The following is a 14,210-nucleotide window of genomic DNA, read 5'->3' as shown; positions in this document are numbered from 1 at the left end:
CCGGGCGGTGCCTGGGCGGTCACAGCTTCTGCCAGGCCTCGGTCAGCACGCCGCGGAGGACCTGCTCCATCTCGTCGAACTCGGCCTGCCCGCAGATCAGCGGCGGGGCGAGCTGGACGACCGGATCGCCGCGGTCGTCGGCGCGGCAGTACAGGCCCGCCTCGAACAGCGCGCCGGAGAGGAACCCGCGCAGCAGCCGCTCGGACTCCGCGGCGTCGAAGGTCTCCTTCGTCGCCCGGTCCTTGACCAGCTCGATGCCGTAGAAGTACCCGTCGCCGCGGACGTCGCCGACGATCGGCAGGTCCAGCAGCTTCTCCAGCGTGGCGCGGAAGGCGTCCTCGGAGGCGAGCACCCGCTGCCCGAGCTGCTCGTCCTCCATCAGGTCGAGGTTGGCCAGGGCCACCGCGCAGCTGACCGGGTGCCCGCCGAAGGTGTAGCCGTGCGGGAACGACGCGGTGTCACGCAGGAAGGGCTCGACGACGCGGCCTGAGGCGATCATCGCGCCGATCGGGGAGTAGCCCGAGGTCATGCCCTTGGCGCAGGTGATCATGTCGGGCACGAAGCCGAACTTCTCGCAGGCGAAGGTGGTGCCCAGCCGGCCGAAGGCGCAGATCACCTCGTCGCTGACCAGCAGTACGTCGTGCCGGTCGCAGATCTCGCGCACCCGCGCGAAGTAGCCCGGCGGCGGAGGGAAGCAGCCGCCGGCGTTCTGCACCGGCTCGAGGAACACCGCCGCCACGGTGTCGGGGCCCTCGAAGACGATCGCCTGCTCGATCTGGTCGGCCGCCCACCGGCCGAACGCCTCGGGGTCGTCGCCGAACAGGGGCGCCCGGTAGATGTTGGTGTTGGGCACCCGGACGCTGCCGGGCACCAGCGGCTCGAAGGGCGTCTTGAGCGCGGGGATCCCGGTGATGGACAGCGCCCCGTGCGTGGTCCCGTGGTAGGCCACCGCCCGGCTGATCACCTTGGTCTTCTGCGGCCGGCCGGTCAGCTTGAAGTACTGCTTGGCCACCTTCCACGCCGTCTCCACGGCCTCGCTGCCGCCGGTGGTGAAGAAGACCCGGTCCAGGTCGCCGGGGGTGGCGGCGGCCAGCCGCTGCGAGAGCTCCACCGCCGCCGGGTGGGCGTAGGACCACAGCGGGAAGAACGCCAGCTGCTCGGCCTGCCGCGCGGCGGCCTCGGCCAGCACGCGGCGCCCGTGGCCGGCCTGGACGACGAACAGCCCGGACAGCCCGTCGAGGTAGCTGCGGCCGCGGTCGTCGAAGATCCGGGCGCCCTCGCCGCGGACGATCACCGGCGGCGGGGCGTGGCGGTAGGCGCCCATGCGGGAGAAGTGCAGCCACAGGTTGGCGGTGTCGTCCGCGGCGGCGGGCCGTCCGGACGGCGTGAAGTCCTGCTCCGTGGTGGTCATGGCAACGGATCCCGTCGTCGGAGGACGTCCTGGGTGTCCGGATCGTAGCGGCGCGCGCCGTCCGGCGGCACCGCCCCGGGGGTGCCAGGACGGCGTCCCTCCGCCGCGGCGGTGGACGGTTCGGCCGTCCCGGGACGCGGGGGTGGTCCGGCACGCTCGCAGCACCCGCTCCGTCCCCCGAGGAGGACCCATGACCACCCCGTACTGGATCGCCGGGCGCCCCGCCCACGGCAGCGAGGTGCTCGAGGTCCGCTCGCCGCACGACGGGTCGCTCGCCGGCCGGACCACCTCCGCCACCCCCGACGACGTCGAGACCGCGGTCGCCGAGGCCGCGCGGGTGCGCCGGGAGTTCGCCGCCACCCCCGCGCACGTGCGGTCCGCCGCCCTCGACACCGTCTCCCGCCGCCTGGCCGAGCGGGCCGAGGAGGTCGCCGCGCTGATCACCGCCGAGTCGGGGAAGCCGCTGAAGTGGGCGCGCCTGGAGGTCGCGCGGGCGGTGTCGACCTTCCGCTGGGGCGCCGAGGAGGCCCGCCGCTGGTCGGGCACGCTGCAGCGGCTGGACACCGACCCGGCCGCCACCGGCCGGATGGCCCTGGTGCGGCGCGTGCCCCGCGGCCCGGTGCTCGGCATCGCGCCGTTCAACTTCCCGCTCAACCTGGTCGCCCACAAGGTCGCCCCGGCCATCGCCGTCGGCGCGCCCATCGTGCTCAAGCCCGCCCCGGCCACCCCGCTGACCGCGCTGCTGCTCGGGGAGCTGCTCGCCGAGACCGAGCTGCCGTCGGGCTCGTGGTCGGTGCTGCCGGTGCCCAACGAGGTCGCCGCCGGCCTGGTGCGCGACCCGCGCCTGCCGGTCGTCTCCTTCACCGGGTCGGTGCCGGTGGGCTGGTCGATCCGCGAGTCCGCGCCGCGCAAGCACGTGACCCTCGAGCTGGGCGGCAACGCGGCCGCCGTCGTCGGCCCGGACCAGGACGACGAGAAGTCGCTGTCGTGGGCGGCGTCGCGGATCGCGACCTTCGCCATGTACCAGGCCGGGCAGTCCTGCATCTCCGTGCAGCGGGTCTTCGCCCACCGCGCGGTCGCCGAGGCGCTGACCACGCGGGTCGTGGAGGCCGTGCAGCGGCTGGCCACCGGCGACCCCACCGACCCGGCCACCGACGTCGGGCCGCTCATCGACGAGGCCGCCGCGCGCCGGGTGGAGAGCTGGGTCGACGAGGCCGTCGCCGCGGGCGCCCGGGTGCTCACCGGCGGCGTGCGCGAGGGCGCCACGTACGCGCCGACCGTGCTCACCGACGTCCCGCCGACGGCGAAGCTGTCCTGCGAGGAGGTCTTCGGCCCGGTCGTGGTGATCGACGCCGTCGACTCCCTCGACGAGGCGTTCGACCGCGTGAACGACAGCCGCTTCGGGCTGCAGGCCGGCGTCTTCACCCGCGACCTGCAGGTCGCCTTCCGCGCCGCGCAGGTGCTCGACGTCGGCGGCGTCGTCGTGGGCGACGTGCCCAGCTTCCGCGCCGACCAGATGCCCTACGGCGGGGTGAAGGACTCCGGCACCGGCCGCGAGGGCGTGCACGCGGCCATGGAGGACCTCACCGAGGAGCGCGTGCTCGTGCTCACCGGCATCGACGTCTGACCCCGGACGCTCCGAGGCCCCGGCTCCCGTGAGGCGCCGGGGCCTCGTCGCGTCCGCCCTCAGGCGGTGGAACGCCCGACGAACGCGGCGACGTCGCCGTCCGCCGTCGTCACCGCCGCGCGGCTCAGCGCGACCCGGCAGGCGTCGAGCTGGTCGCGCAGTGCGCTCTTGGCCGCCAGCACCCAGGAGGTGTCCGCGGGCTCGTCGACCACCCGGTCGCGCACGGCCGGCAGGCCCAGCTGCTCACCCAGCAGCACGTGCGCGTCGACCACCGCGGCCACGGGCCGGCCGGCGTCGTCGGCGAGCTCCACCAGCTCGAGGACGTCGCCGGCGCAGCGCAGCGCGGCCAGCCCCTCCGCCAGCTCGGCGGGGGCGCCGGCCGCGAGCAGGTCCGCCCGCAGCGCGCGGGCCCGGTCTTCAGCGCCAGCTGCGGGCGCGGCCGGCCCTCGGCGTCGCGCTGGAAGGCGTTGGTGCGCAGCACCGCGGCGAGGACGTCGCGCAGCCCGCGCAGGATGCGGTCCTGGTCGAGGCTGGTGGTCGCCGCCAGCAGCGCGTCGAGCTCCGCGGCCGCCCGCCGCTCGGCGGCGGGGTCGCGGGCGTCGGGGTCGTGGCGGGCGGTGAAGTGCCGCAGCAGCGCCCGGGCGACGTCCGGGGCGCCGAGGACGGTCTCCTCCACGTACCCGCGGGAGAGTCCCGTCCCGGTCTGGGCGAGGTAGCGGCAGGCGGCCCGCAGGACCGCGACGTCGCGCACCGGCACGCCGGCGAGGACGGTCAGCCGCGACAGCCCGTCGAGCTCGGTCTCCCCGGCCAGGCCGCCGCCAGCGCCTGCTCCAGCGCCGGCAGCGCGGTGTCGGGGGAGGCGGACTCCGGCAGCACGAGCTCCAGCCGGGAGGGCGCGACGCCGTCGGCACCGGGCAGCGCGACGGCGTCGGCGACCCGGACGCCGAGCCGCTCGAAGACGGGCACGACGTCGGCGAGCAGCGGGCGCTGCCCGGGCCACCCGGCCACGGCCACGACCCTGCCGCCGGACCCGGTGCCCGGGTCCGGCTGCAGGGTGACGCGCCGCGCCGGCCGCAGGGCGGTCGGCGCGGCCATCAGCCGGCGTGCTCGGCGAAGGCCGCGTCGAGGACGTCGAGGCCCTCGCCGAGCAGCTCCTGGCCGATGACCAGCGGCGGCAGGAACCGCAGCACGTTGCCGAAGGTGCCGGCGGTCAGGACGACGACGCCGTCGGCGTGGCAGGCGCGCGCCACCCGGCCGGTCAGCTCGGGGTCGGGCTCGGTGGTGCCCGGCTTCACGATCTCGACGGCGACCATGGCGCCCCGGCCGCGGACGTCGCCGACGGCCGGCGTCCGCTCCTGCAGCGCCCGCAGGCGGGGGAGCATGGTGTCGCCGATGGCGCGCGCGGCCCCGGCGAGGTCCTGCGCGCGCATGGTCTCGATGGAGGCCAGCGCGGCGGCGCAGGCCACCGGGTTGCCACCGTAGGTGCCGCCGAGCCCGCCGGTGTGGACGGCGTCCATGATCTCGGCGCGGCCGGTCACGGCGGCCAGCGGCATGCCGCCGGCCATGCCCTTGGCGAGGGTCACCAGGTCGGGGACGACGCCCTCGTGCTCGGTGGCGAACCAGTCGCCGGTGCGGCAGAAGCCGGTCTGCACCTCGTCGGCGACGAACACCGAACCCGACGCGCGGCACCACTCGGCCAGCGCCGGCAGGAAACCGGGGGCCGGGACGACGAAGCCGCCCTCGCCCTGGATCGGCTCGATGAGCACCGCGGCGACGTTGGCCGCGCCGACCTGCGCCTCGATCTGGGCGATGGCGCGCGCGGCCGCCTCGGCGCCGGTCAGGCCGGGCTCGTCGCGGAACGGGTAGGACATCGGCACCCGGTAGACCTCGGGCGCGAACGGGCCGAAGCGGTGCTTGTACGGCATGTTCTTCGCCGTCAGCGCCATCGTGAGGTTGGTGCGGCCGTGGTAGGCGTGGTCGAAGACGACGACGGCCTGCCGGCCGGTGGCGTGCCGGGCGATCTTGACGGCGTTCTCGACGGCCTCGGAGCCGGTGTTGAACAGCGCCGAGCGCTTCTCGTGGTCGCCGGGGGTGACGCGGGCGAGCTCCTCGCAGACGGCGACGTAGCCCTCGTAGGGCGTGACCATGAAGCAGGTGTGCGTGAAGGCGGCCACCTGCTCCTGCACCGCGGCCACCACCCGCGGCGCGGCGTTGCCGACGTTGACCACGGCGATGCCCGAGCCGAGGTCGATGAGCGAGTTGCCGTCGACGTCGACGACCACGCCGCCGCCGGCGCGCTCGACGAAGACCGGCAGGGTGGTGCCGACGCCGGCCGAGACGGTGGCCGACCGGCGGGCCATGAGCTCCGCCGACCGCGGGCCGGGGACCGGGGTGACCAGCCGCCGCTCCTGGGGCAACGTGGTGGTGGGCTCGAGCAGGTCGGTCACGGGTGCTCCTCGACGTCGCGGGCGGGCCGGTGCCTCCGGCGGGGGAGGCTCCCTGCTCGAGTGTGGGACGCCCGCCACACCGGCGGTACCGTCCAGACCGGCGCGTGGACCACGCGCGGATGTCCACTTCGTCGCCGGGAGCTGCCGTGCCGGTCACCGTCGCCGACCTGGTCGCCGACCCGGCGCTCGGCCTGGTGCTGCACACCCCGGGCGGCGGGGTCGACCGGCCGGTGTCCTGGGTGCACGTCAGCGAGCTGGCCGACCCGACGCCGTTCCTCGAGGGCGGGGAGCTGCTGCTGACCACCGGCCTGGCGCTGCGCGACGAGCCGGTGGAGGGGTACGTGTCGCGGCTGGCCGCGGCCGGCGTCGTCGGCCTGGGGCTGGGCACGGGGCTGGGCGTCGACGCCGTCCCGGCGGACCTGGTCGCCGCCGCCGAGCGCGCCGGGCTGGCGCTGCTGGAGGTGCCGCACCGGACGCCGTTCATCGCGCTGTCGCGCAGCGTGTCGGCCGCGCTGGCCGCCGACGAGTACGCCGCGGTGGCCCGGGCGGCGACCGCGCAGCAGGAGCTCACCCGCGCGGCCCTGGCCCCCGGCTCACCGGCACCGCTGCTGCAGCGCCTGGCCCGGCAGGTCGGCGGCTGGGTGCTGCTGCTCGACACCGCCGGCACCGTGCTCGAGGCGGTGCCGGCGGCGGCCGCCGGCCGGGCCGAGGCGCTGCGCCCGGAGCTGGACCGGCTGCGGTCGGTGCGCGCGCCGGCGAGCGCGGCGCTGACCGGGCCGGGGGAGACGGTGCTGCTGCAGTCGCTGGGCAACGAGCGGCGCACCCGCGGCTTCCTCGCCGTCGGCCGGCCCGGGCCGGTCCACGCCGCCGACCGGCACGTCGTCAACGCCGCCGTCGGACTGCTCACCCTGCGGCTGGAGCAGTCCCGCGGCCTCGACAGCGCCATGGCGGCGCTGCGCGCGGCGCTGCTGCGGATGCTGCTGGCCGGCGAGGAGGCCGCCGTCGTCGAGGCGGTCGACGCGCTGGGGGAGCGGCTGCCCGCCGAGCCGCTGCGGGTGCACGTGGTCCTCGGCGAGGTCGGCCAGCGGGCGGCCGCCGTCGACGTCGCCGCCGACGCCGCGGCCGCGACCGGCTCGCCGTCCTTCTCCGCCGAGCTCGACGGCGACGCCCTGGTGCTGCTGGTCGCCTCCGACGGGCCGCTGCCGGAGCGGCTGGCGCGGCTGCCGGAGCGGGTGCCGCAGACGGCGGTCGGCGTGTCCGGTCCGGTGCCGTGGAGCCGGCTGGCCGACGGCGTGCGCCAGGCCCGGCAGGCGGCCGAGCACAGCCGGGCGCGCGGCGGCGGGGTGGCCGGCTTCGCCGAGCTCGCCGGCCGTGGACTGCCCGCCCTGCTCGACCCGGCGGCCACCCGCGCCTTCGCCGACGCCCTGCTCGCGCCGCTCGTGGCGGCCGACCGCGCCGGTGCCGGCGACCTGGTCGACTCGCTGCGGGCGTGGCTGGCCCACCACGGGCAGTGGGAGCCGGCCGCTGCGGCCCTCGGGGTGCACCGGCACACGCTGCGCAAGCGCATGACGCGGGCCGGCGACCTGCTCGGCCGCGACCTCGACGAGCCCGGCACCCGCGCCGAGCTGTGGCTGGCGCTGCACCCGCCGGCCTGAGCGGCGGCGTCCGGCTCGCGGGTGTCCTGACCCGGAGGGGTGGCGCGCCGGTGGGCGAGGGCCTCCCCGTCGCTAGGCTGCAGGCACAGCAGCGGCCGGGAGGGGGCGGTGGCGATCCGGGAGCGTGAGTTCGTCCTGGACGACGTCTCCAGGGCGATCATCGAGCAGCTCCAGCAGGACGGCCGGCGGCCCTACGCCCGGGTCGCGCACGCCGTCGGGCTGTCCGAGGCCGCCGTCCGCCAGCGCGTGCAGCGGCTGCTCGACGCCGGGGTCATGCAGGTCGTGGCCGTGACCGACCCGCTGCAGGTGGGGTTCTCCCGCCAGGCGATGGTGACGGTGCGGACCGCCGGCGACCCGCGCGAGGTGGGCGACGCGATCGCGGCGCTGACCGAGGTCATCTACGTGGTGGTCACCGCGGGCCCCGCCGACCTGCTCGTCGAGGTGGTCGCCGAGGACGACGACCAGCTGCTCGGCACGGTGGCCCGCATCCGGGCGGTCGAGGGCGTGACGTCCACCGAGACCCACCTCTACCTGGGCCTGCGCAAGCAGACCTACGCCTGGGGCACCCGCCGTCCCGACCTGCCGCCGACGGCCGCCGGCATCTGAGCCGACCCGGCGCGCAGCGGGACGTCGGCGCCCACCGCCCAGCGCACCAGCCCCAGCGCGACCCCGAGGCCGGCCAGCAGGAGCAGCGCGTACGGCGCCCACGCCGCCGCGTCCGCCGCCGAGCCCGCAACGGCCGCCGGCCCGGCGTGGTGACCCGGGCCGGCCGGGGTGAGCAGGAGGTGGGCCGGCATCAGCGCCGCCGCCGCCACGTGCCCCGACCACGCCGCCGGGCCCGGGCGGCGCCACAGGTGCACCGCGCACGCCACGCAGGCCAGGCCGACGGCCAGCGACAGCACCCCGTGCCGGCCGGGCCCCAGCAGCGGCAGGTGCAGCAGCGCGGACGCCGCCGCCACCCCCGCCGCGGTGGCGGCCAGCAGCTGCGGCCCGCCGCCACCGTGGGGACGGTGAGGTCCTGGAACGGCCCCCTCCCAGGGGCCCGCCACGAGGGACGAGCGGTGAGGAGGGAGGGGGTCCTCCATCAATGGCAGTGCCGCGCCGTCGAGGGCGGCACGTCCAGGGCGGGGTTGCGGTCGAAGAACCCGACCGGCTTGAGCTCGAAGGACACCACGTCGACCGGCATGACCGGCCAGTCCTCGGGGCGCGGCACGTGGTGGATGCCGAACACGTGCCACAGCACGACGTCGGTGTCCTCCAGCGGGCGGTCGGCCTCCTGCCAGACCGGCAGCCCGGCGTCCCGGCGGCTCTGGTTGCAGAACTCGCCGGCCGGCCAGCGCTCCTCCTCGTCGAACCGGCTGACCCACACCGGGTGGTCGATGACCTGGGCGCGCTGCCGGAACGGCGCGCCGGGGTCGGCGAGGGCCGGCAGCGGCGAGTTGGCGTACAGCTTGTAGCCCGGCGCCGTCCCGAGCCGGTTGGGGCGGGTGCGGTTGACCACCTTGACCGACCGCTGGGTCGCGAAGTCGACGTCGACGCGGCCCTCGGCCTCCGATCGCAGCGGTCGGCTGCGGGTGACCACTGCCAGGCCGTAGGGGTTGTCGTCGGAGACCGGCAGGGCCTCGCTCTCGGTGACGACGACGGTGTTGTCCGGGCCGTCGACCTCCATGTCGAGCCGGGCGACGATGAAGTGCTGGTGGATCGGCGCGTAGGTGCGCTCGTCGACGACGGTGCCGAACGCCGGCGCGGTGCCCTCGTAGGCGCTGGTCACCATGATCCCGGTGGCGCGGACCTCGCACTGGACCGTGCCGTCCTGGTAGAAGCGCCAGTAGGTCAGGTACTCGTAGTTGGCCACCGTCGCGTGGAACGAGACGACCATCCGCCGGGAACGGCGCACCTCCGACCCCGCCTGCTCGTCGACGTGCTTCCACAGCACGCCGTCGTCCTCCTCGTGCAGGCAGATGGCGTTCTCGATGGTGTACGGCTCGCCGCGGCTGTCGCTGAGGACGGCGTCGACGTAGGTGATCTCGCCCAGGCAGTCGCAGCCGAGCTTCAGCGACGTGGTCATGTAGCCCAGGCCCCACTCGCCGATGTCGAAGGCGGTGCGCCGGTGGTGGTCGGGGCTGGGGTCGCGGTAGGGCACGACCATCTCGGCGAAGGACATCCGGTGCGCGATCGGGCGCCCGTCGTAGGCCAGCCGGTGGATCACCAGGCCCTCGCGGTGGTTGAAGCCCAGCCGCATCGACCACTTCTGCCAGCGCAGCTCGGAGCCGTCGAGCTCGAAGGAGACGCCCTCGGGCTGGGTGATCTCCAGCGGCCGGACGTCGGTGCGCTGCTGCAGGCCGGGCACCAGCGCGGGCAGGTACTCGCCCATGGCGGCGGGCTGCGCCGGCGGCGGGGTGTCCTCGATCTGCAGCAGCTCCATCGTGTTGAGGTCGACGACGAAGTGCAGGCCCATCACCGGGTTGGCGTAGGGGTTGGCGTCGGGGGCGGAGCGCCGCCAGACGTCGGTCCAGCCGACCCGGCGGTCCTGCAGCCCCTGCGGGATGAGCGAGTGGCCGTAGGCCCAGGTGTCGATGAGCACCAGGTCGAGGTCGGTGATGCCGCGCTTGGCCAGCGCCGCCACGACGTCGGGGTGCCGGATGAGCACCTCGTGCGCCTCGTGCCACTCGTCGAGGGTCATGTTGGCCTGCTGGCCGGGCACCGTCTCCCACGAGACGACGGCGTCGTCGGTGAGCGAGACGACCGCCTTGTACGGCGTCCCCTCGTCGCGGCTCCACACGGTGACGCGGGCCTCGCGCCGGATCGGGTCGCCGGGCGTGAACGCGCGGACGACGTCCTTGGCCGGCTCCTTGAGCTCGATCGAGGCGAACCGCCAGCGCTCGTCGACCCCCTTGTCGCGGCGGAGGACGGCCGCGGCGGCGCGGAACTCGTCGGTGGTCAGCGGGTCGAGCGGGTGAGCGGTCATGCCTGGGTCTCCGGGGTCGGGTCGGGGCGGTCGGCGAGGAGGGGGAGGGCGGGGTCCCAGCGGGTGCCGTCGCGGGCGTCGCGGCGGCGGCGGGCGATGGCCGAGAGGGCCTCGAGCACCACCCGGTTGGCGAGGGCGGCGGTGACGTCGGCGTGGTCGTAGGGCGGGCTGACCTCGACGACGTCGACCCCGACCACCGGCAGCTCGAGGCAGAGCCGGCGGACGGCGTCGAGCAGCTGCCGCGCGGTCAGCCCGCCGGGTTCGGGGGTGCCGGTGCCCGGTGCGTGCCCGGGGTCGCAGACGTCGATGTCGACGGAGAGGAAGACGCCGTCGCACTCGTCGGTGGCGATGGCCGAGGCCTCGGTGAGGCACGCGTCGAGCCCGCGGTGCCCGATCTCGGTCATCTCGTAGGAGCGCATCCGCTGCTGCGCCATCCAGTCGAGGGTCTCCGGCGGCGGCCAGTAGCCCCGCAGACCGACCTGCAGGAACCGGTCGCCGCGCAGCGCACCGGACTCGATCAGCCGGCGCATGGGCTGGCCGTGACCCCACAGCGAGCCGAACTCGATGTCGCCGGTGTCGGCGTGCGCGTCGAAGTGGATCATCGAGACCCGGCCGTGGCCGAGGACGTTGGCCACGCCCTTGGCGTCGGCGAAGGCGATCGAGTGGTCCCCGCCGAGCACCACCGGGATCGCGCCGGCGCGGGCGACCTTCTCGACGGCGGCCTCGAGCGCCGGCAACGCCGTCTCGATGTCGCCGGAGTACATCTCGACGTCGCCGGCGTCGACCACCCGCAGGTCGCGCAGGCCGTCGGTGCGCAGCGCCAGGCTGGGCCGGGAGCCGTCGTGCGGCAGGTAGTCGGTCATCCGGATGGCCTGCGGGCCGAACCGGGTGCCGGGCCGGTGCGACGTCCCCCCGTCGAAGGGCGCCCCGAGGACGACGACGTCGGCGCCGTCGTAGGTGGCGGGGTCGTCGAGATCACAGCGCTCCACGCCGAGGTAGGTGATGTCGGGCCCGTACTGGGCGCCATAGCGCGTCATCGCGTCGAGTCCGATCGTTCGTGCGGCCGGGGTGCCCGCAGGGTACGGGTCCATCCTGACGACGGGATCCGCGCTGTCAAGGACCCCGGACGACGGAATCCGGCTGTGTGGACCATCGCAGGCACTCGTTGCCGCGGTCGGGCGGTGAGTTGCGCTCGACGCGCCGGGCGACCGCGGAAAGCGTGCAGGAGCTGCCGACCGGCGCGCGAAACGGTGATCGACAGCGCTCCTGGCGCGGGGATCCGCGGGATCCGAGGCGCCGGACTGTCGATGCGCCCCGCCGTCGGTATACGGGACGGAGTCTTCCGCTCCCGGGACGGCCACCTGATCGTCTCCGCTGTGACCCGCCGCACACGCCGGGTCTGCCTGTGCGCCGGCTCGGCGCGACGAGGAGGACGTGCATGACTCTGGACCAGCGGTCGGCGACCGGGCCGGCGGACCTGAGGGCCAAGGGCCTGTCGAGCAACTCGGTCGGCCTGCTCGCCAGCGTCGTCCTCGGCATCTCCAGCATCGCGCCGGTCTACGCGCTCACCGCGACGCTGGGCCCGACGGTGACCGAGGTGGGCCTGCAGATGCCGGCGGTCTTCCTCGTCGGCTTCATCCCGATGCTGCTGGTGGCCTACGGCTACCGGGAGCTCAACCGGGTCGCCCCGGACTGCGGCACCTCGTTCACCTGGGCCACCAAGGCGTTCAACCCCTACGTCGGCTGGCTGGCCGGCTGGGGGGCGCTGCTGGCGACGGTCATCGTGCTGTCCAACCTCGCCGGGGTCGCCGTCTCCTTCTTCTACCTGCTGCTCGGTGAGATCACCGGCTCGGAGACCGTCGGCGCGCTGGGCGACAACCGGCTGGTCAACGTGCTGACCTGCGTGGTGTTCGTGGCGCTGGCCACCTGGATCACCTACCGCGGGGTCGAGGCGACCAAGCGGCTGCAGTACACGCTGGTCGGTTTCCAGATGGCGGTGCTGCTGCTGTTCGTGGTGCTGGCGCTGGTCAAGTCCGGCTCGGCGCCGGGCGGCATCCCGTTCGAGTTCTCCTGGCTGGACCCGACCGCGGTCTCCTCGTTCAGCGCGTTCACCGCGGGGCTGTCGCTGTCGCTGTTCATCTACTGGGGCTGGGACACCTGCCTGACGGTCAACGAGGAGACGACCGGCTCGGCGCGCACGCCCGGGCGGGCGGCGCTGCTGACCATCGTCGTCATCGTGCTCACGTACCTGACCGCGGCGATCGCGGTGCAGATGTACGCCGGCATCGGCACCGAGGGCACCGGGCTGGGCAACCCGGACACCGGGGACAACGTCTTCGCCGCCCTCGCCGGCCCGGTGCTCGGCCCCGGCCTGGCGTTCCTGCTCTTCCTCGCGGTGGTGGCGAGCTCGGCGTCGTCGCTGCAGACCACGTTCCTCCCGCCGACGCGCACCCTGCTGGCGATGGCCACCTACGGCGCGCTGCCCAAGGGCCTGGCCGACGTGCACCCGCGCTACCGCGGCCCGTCGACGGCCACGCTGGTCGCCGGCGTCGCGACGGCGGTCTTCTACGTGGGGATGACCCTCATCAGCGAGAACGTGCTCATCGACACGATCTACGCGCTCGGGCTGATGATCTGCTTCTACTACGGGCTGACCGCCTACGCCTGCGTCTGGTACTTCCGCCACGAGCTGCGCCGCAGCGCCAAGGACCTGTGGATCAAGGGCGTCATGCCCCTGCTCGGGGCCCTGATGCTGACGGCGGTGTTCGTCCAGACCGCCGTCGACACCCTCGACCCCGCCTACGGCAGCGGCTCGTCGGTGTTCGGGCTGGGCAGCGTGTTCGTCATCGGCATCGGCCTGCTCGTGCTCGGCGCGGTGCTCATGCTGGTGTGGCGCTCGCGGCACCCGGAGTTCTTCCGCGGTCAGACGCTGCGGCAGGACACACCGTCGCTCGTCTTCGACGACTGAGCGGTAGGCGCACCTCCCGTTGATCATCGGCTCGTTGCCGCCGACACACACCGACGCGCCGGTGCGAGCGGCAACGAGCCGATGGTCGTCTCCGGCGGCCGACTTCCACAGGGCCGCCCCGTGTCCACAGGTGGTCCCGGGCCCGGTGTCGCCCGCTGCGGTGACAGCACCGTCGTCGCATGGACGACGTCGAGCTGCCGCTCACCTACACCTGGAGCGAGGCCCGGAGCGCCGGTGCACGCCGGCGGCAGGTGACCGCGGACGGGCGGCGGCTGACCCGCGGCCTGTACCTGTCGGCCGCGGCGGAGGACGGTCTCGTTCCCCGCTGCCGCGCCTGGACGCGCCTCCTGCCCCCCGATGCGGCGTTCGGGGTGGGCACCGCCGCCGTCCTGCTCGGCGCGCAGACTGACCCTCCACCTGAGGTCGAGGTGGTGCTGCGGCCGCGTCCGGTCCTGCCCCAGCGGCGGGGACTGGCGGTGCACGCGCGGGACCTCCGGTCCGAGGACGTCACCGAGGTCGCGGGACTGCGGGTCTCCTCCGGCGCGCAGACCTTCCTCGACCTGGCGCAGCGCCTCCCGCCGGCGGAACTGGTCGCCGTCGGCGATGCGCTCCTGCGGTCCGGTCACCTGGACGCCGCCGCTCTCGAGCGCCGGCTGGCGCGGGCCGGCCGGGTGCGCGGCGTGGTGCGGGCGCGGGAGTGCGCGGCGCTGCTGTCACCCGGCGCGATGTCGCGGCCGGAGTCCCTGCTGCGGTACTGGCTGGTGAGCAGCGACCTGCCCGACCCGCAGGTGCAGGTGCCCGTGCTGGACCGCCGCGGCTGCGTCGTGGCGCACGCCGACCTGGGCTACGCCGAACACCGGGTGGCCATCGAGTACGAGGGCCGGCAGCACGCCGAGGCGGCGCAGTTCGGCCGCGACGTCGACCGGTACTCGCTCATGGCGGCGGGCGGGTGGCTGGTGCTGCGCTTCGCGGGCCGGCACCTGACCGGTCCAGCCGTCGTCGTCGAGCGCACGCGGCGGGCGCTGCTCACCCGGGGGTGGCGGCCGGGGAGTTGATCATCGGCTGGTTGCCGCCGACACGCGCGGACACGCCGGTGCGGGCGGCAACGAGCCGATGATCGACGCGAGGCAGGCC

The 14,210-nt window shown here is 75.2% G+C and carries 12 protein-coding genes and 1 pseudogene; 5 read left to right on the top strand and 8 right to left on the bottom strand.

Annotated features, from left to right (window positions below; genetic code table 11):
• Positions 1–19 precede the first annotated feature (19 nt).
• Positions 20–1,411 (bottom strand): aspartate aminotransferase family protein, encoded by a 1,392-nt coding sequence (locus CHC04_RS15605; RefSeq protein ID WP_089404873.1) that lies wholly within the window; start codon positions 1,409–1,411, stop codon positions 20–22.
• A 190-nt stretch (positions 1,412–1,601) separates the two neighbouring features.
• On the opposite strand from CHC04_RS15605, the gene CHC04_RS15600 reads away from it, so the two are divergent.
• Positions 1,602–3,038 (top strand): aldehyde dehydrogenase family protein, encoded by a 1,437-nt coding sequence (locus CHC04_RS15600; protein WP_089404872.1) that lies wholly within the window; start codon positions 1,602–1,604, stop codon positions 3,036–3,038.
• Positions 3,039–3,097: 59 nt separating this feature from the next.
• Here CHC04_RS15600 and CHC04_RS25585 read toward each other — a convergent pair whose 3' ends face one another.
• From CHC04_RS25585 to gabT, 4 genes and pseudogenes are all read right to left on the bottom strand, one after another.
• On the bottom strand, positions 3,098–3,400 hold the full coding sequence (locus CHC04_RS25585) for a hypothetical protein (RefSeq protein WP_425432459.1): 303 nt from the start codon (positions 3,398–3,400) through the stop codon (positions 3,098–3,100).
• A 95-nt stretch (positions 3,401–3,495) separates the two neighbouring features.
• Positions 3,496–3,789: pseudogene (locus CHC04_RS25580) on the bottom strand (hypothetical protein); the annotation flags it as partial.
• Positions 3,790–3,809: 20 nt separating this feature from the next.
• A complete protein-coding gene (locus CHC04_RS25020) occupies positions 3,810–4,133 on the bottom strand; it encodes a hypothetical protein (RefSeq protein WP_245817291.1) in 324 nt (107 codons plus the stop codon).
• A complete protein-coding gene (gabT, locus tag CHC04_RS15590; RefSeq protein ID WP_089404871.1) occupies positions 4,133–5,485 on the bottom strand; it encodes a 4-aminobutyrate--2-oxoglutarate transaminase in 1,353 nt (450 codons plus the stop codon). Before gabT ends, CHC04_RS25020 begins: the two co-directional genes overlap by 1 nt.
• Positions 5,486–5,631: 146 nt before the next feature.
• Here gabT and CHC04_RS15585 point away from each other — a divergent pair, with 146 nt between their 5' ends.
• Positions 5,632–7,140 (top strand): PucR family transcriptional regulator, encoded by a 1,509-nt coding sequence (locus tag CHC04_RS15585; RefSeq protein WP_089404870.1) that lies wholly within the window; start codon positions 5,632–5,634, stop codon positions 7,138–7,140.
• 108 nt (positions 7,141–7,248) lie between these two features.
• On the top strand, positions 7,249–7,746 hold the full coding sequence (locus CHC04_RS15580; protein ID WP_089404869.1) for an Lrp/AsnC family transcriptional regulator: 498 nt from the start codon (positions 7,249–7,251) through the stop codon (positions 7,744–7,746).
• On the opposite strand, the gene CHC04_RS15575 is transcribed toward CHC04_RS15580, so the two are convergent.
• From CHC04_RS15575 to speB, 3 genes are all read right to left on the bottom strand, one after another.
• Entirely contained in the window at positions 7,692–8,099 is a 408-nt protein-coding gene (locus CHC04_RS15575) for a hypothetical protein (protein WP_141233822.1), read from the bottom strand. The two genes, CHC04_RS15580 and CHC04_RS15575, sit on opposite strands and share 55 nt — an antisense overlap.
• 125 nt (positions 8,100–8,224) lie before the next feature.
• Complete coding sequence (locus CHC04_RS15570) at positions 8,225–10,108, bottom strand: primary-amine oxidase (protein ID WP_089404867.1); 1,884 nt, start codon at positions 10,106–10,108, stop codon at positions 8,225–8,227.
• Positions 10,105–11,145 (bottom strand): agmatinase, encoded by a 1,041-nt coding sequence (gene speB / locus CHC04_RS15565; RefSeq protein WP_089404866.1) that lies wholly within the window; start codon positions 11,143–11,145, stop codon positions 10,105–10,107. The genes CHC04_RS15570 and speB overlap by 4 nt, the downstream gene beginning before the upstream one ends.
• Before the next feature lie 401 nt (positions 11,146–11,546).
• Between speB and CHC04_RS15560 the strand changes: the two genes are divergently transcribed.
• Together CHC04_RS15560 and CHC04_RS15555 are read left to right on the top strand one after the other, a co-directional pair.
• Positions 11,547–13,076, top strand: a complete 1,530-nt coding sequence (locus CHC04_RS15560; RefSeq protein WP_089404865.1) for an APC family permease — start codon at positions 11,547–11,549, stop codon at positions 13,074–13,076.
• 179 nt (positions 13,077–13,255) lie between these two features.
• Positions 13,256–14,131: an endonuclease domain-containing protein gene (locus CHC04_RS15555; protein WP_089404864.1), complete on the top strand. Its 876-nt coding sequence runs from the start codon at positions 13,256–13,258 to the stop codon at positions 14,129–14,131.
• Positions 14,132–14,210 lie beyond the last annotated feature (79 nt).

Origin of the sequence: Geodermatophilus saharensis (assembly GCF_900188205.1) — a bacterium.
GTDB classification, from domain to species: domain Bacteria; phylum Actinomycetota; class Actinomycetes; order Mycobacteriales; family Geodermatophilaceae; genus Geodermatophilus; species Geodermatophilus saharensis.
The sequence above is the reverse complement of the archived record's forward strand: the minus strand, read 5'-3'. Positions and strand labels throughout refer to the sequence as shown.

Coding starts and splice junctions, on each gene's coding strand:
- CHC04_RS15570 (WP_089404867.1), bottom strand. CDS start 10,108: ATGACCGCTCACCCGCTCGACCCGCTGACCACCGACGAGTTCCGCGCC.
- CHC04_RS15560 (WP_089404865.1), top strand. CDS start 11,547: ATGACTCTGGACCAGCGGTCGGCGACCGGGCCGGCGGACCTGAGGGCC.
- CHC04_RS15555 (WP_089404864.1), top strand. CDS start 13,256: ATGGACGACGTCGAGCTGCCGCTCACCTACACCTGGAGCGAGGCCCGG.
- CHC04_RS15600 (WP_089404872.1), top strand. CDS start 1,602: ATGACCACCCCGTACTGGATCGCCGGGCGCCCCGCCCACGGCAGCGAG.
- CHC04_RS15605 (WP_089404873.1), bottom strand. CDS start 1,411: ATGACCACCACGGAGCAGGACTTCACGCCGTCCGGACGGCCCGCCGCC.
- CHC04_RS25020 (WP_245817291.1), bottom strand. CDS start 4,133: ATGGCCGCGCCGACCGCCCTGCGGCCGGCGCGGCGCGTCACCCTGCAG.
- speB (WP_089404866.1), bottom strand. CDS start 11,145: ATGACGCGCTATGGCGCCCAGTACGGGCCCGACATCACCTACCTCGGC.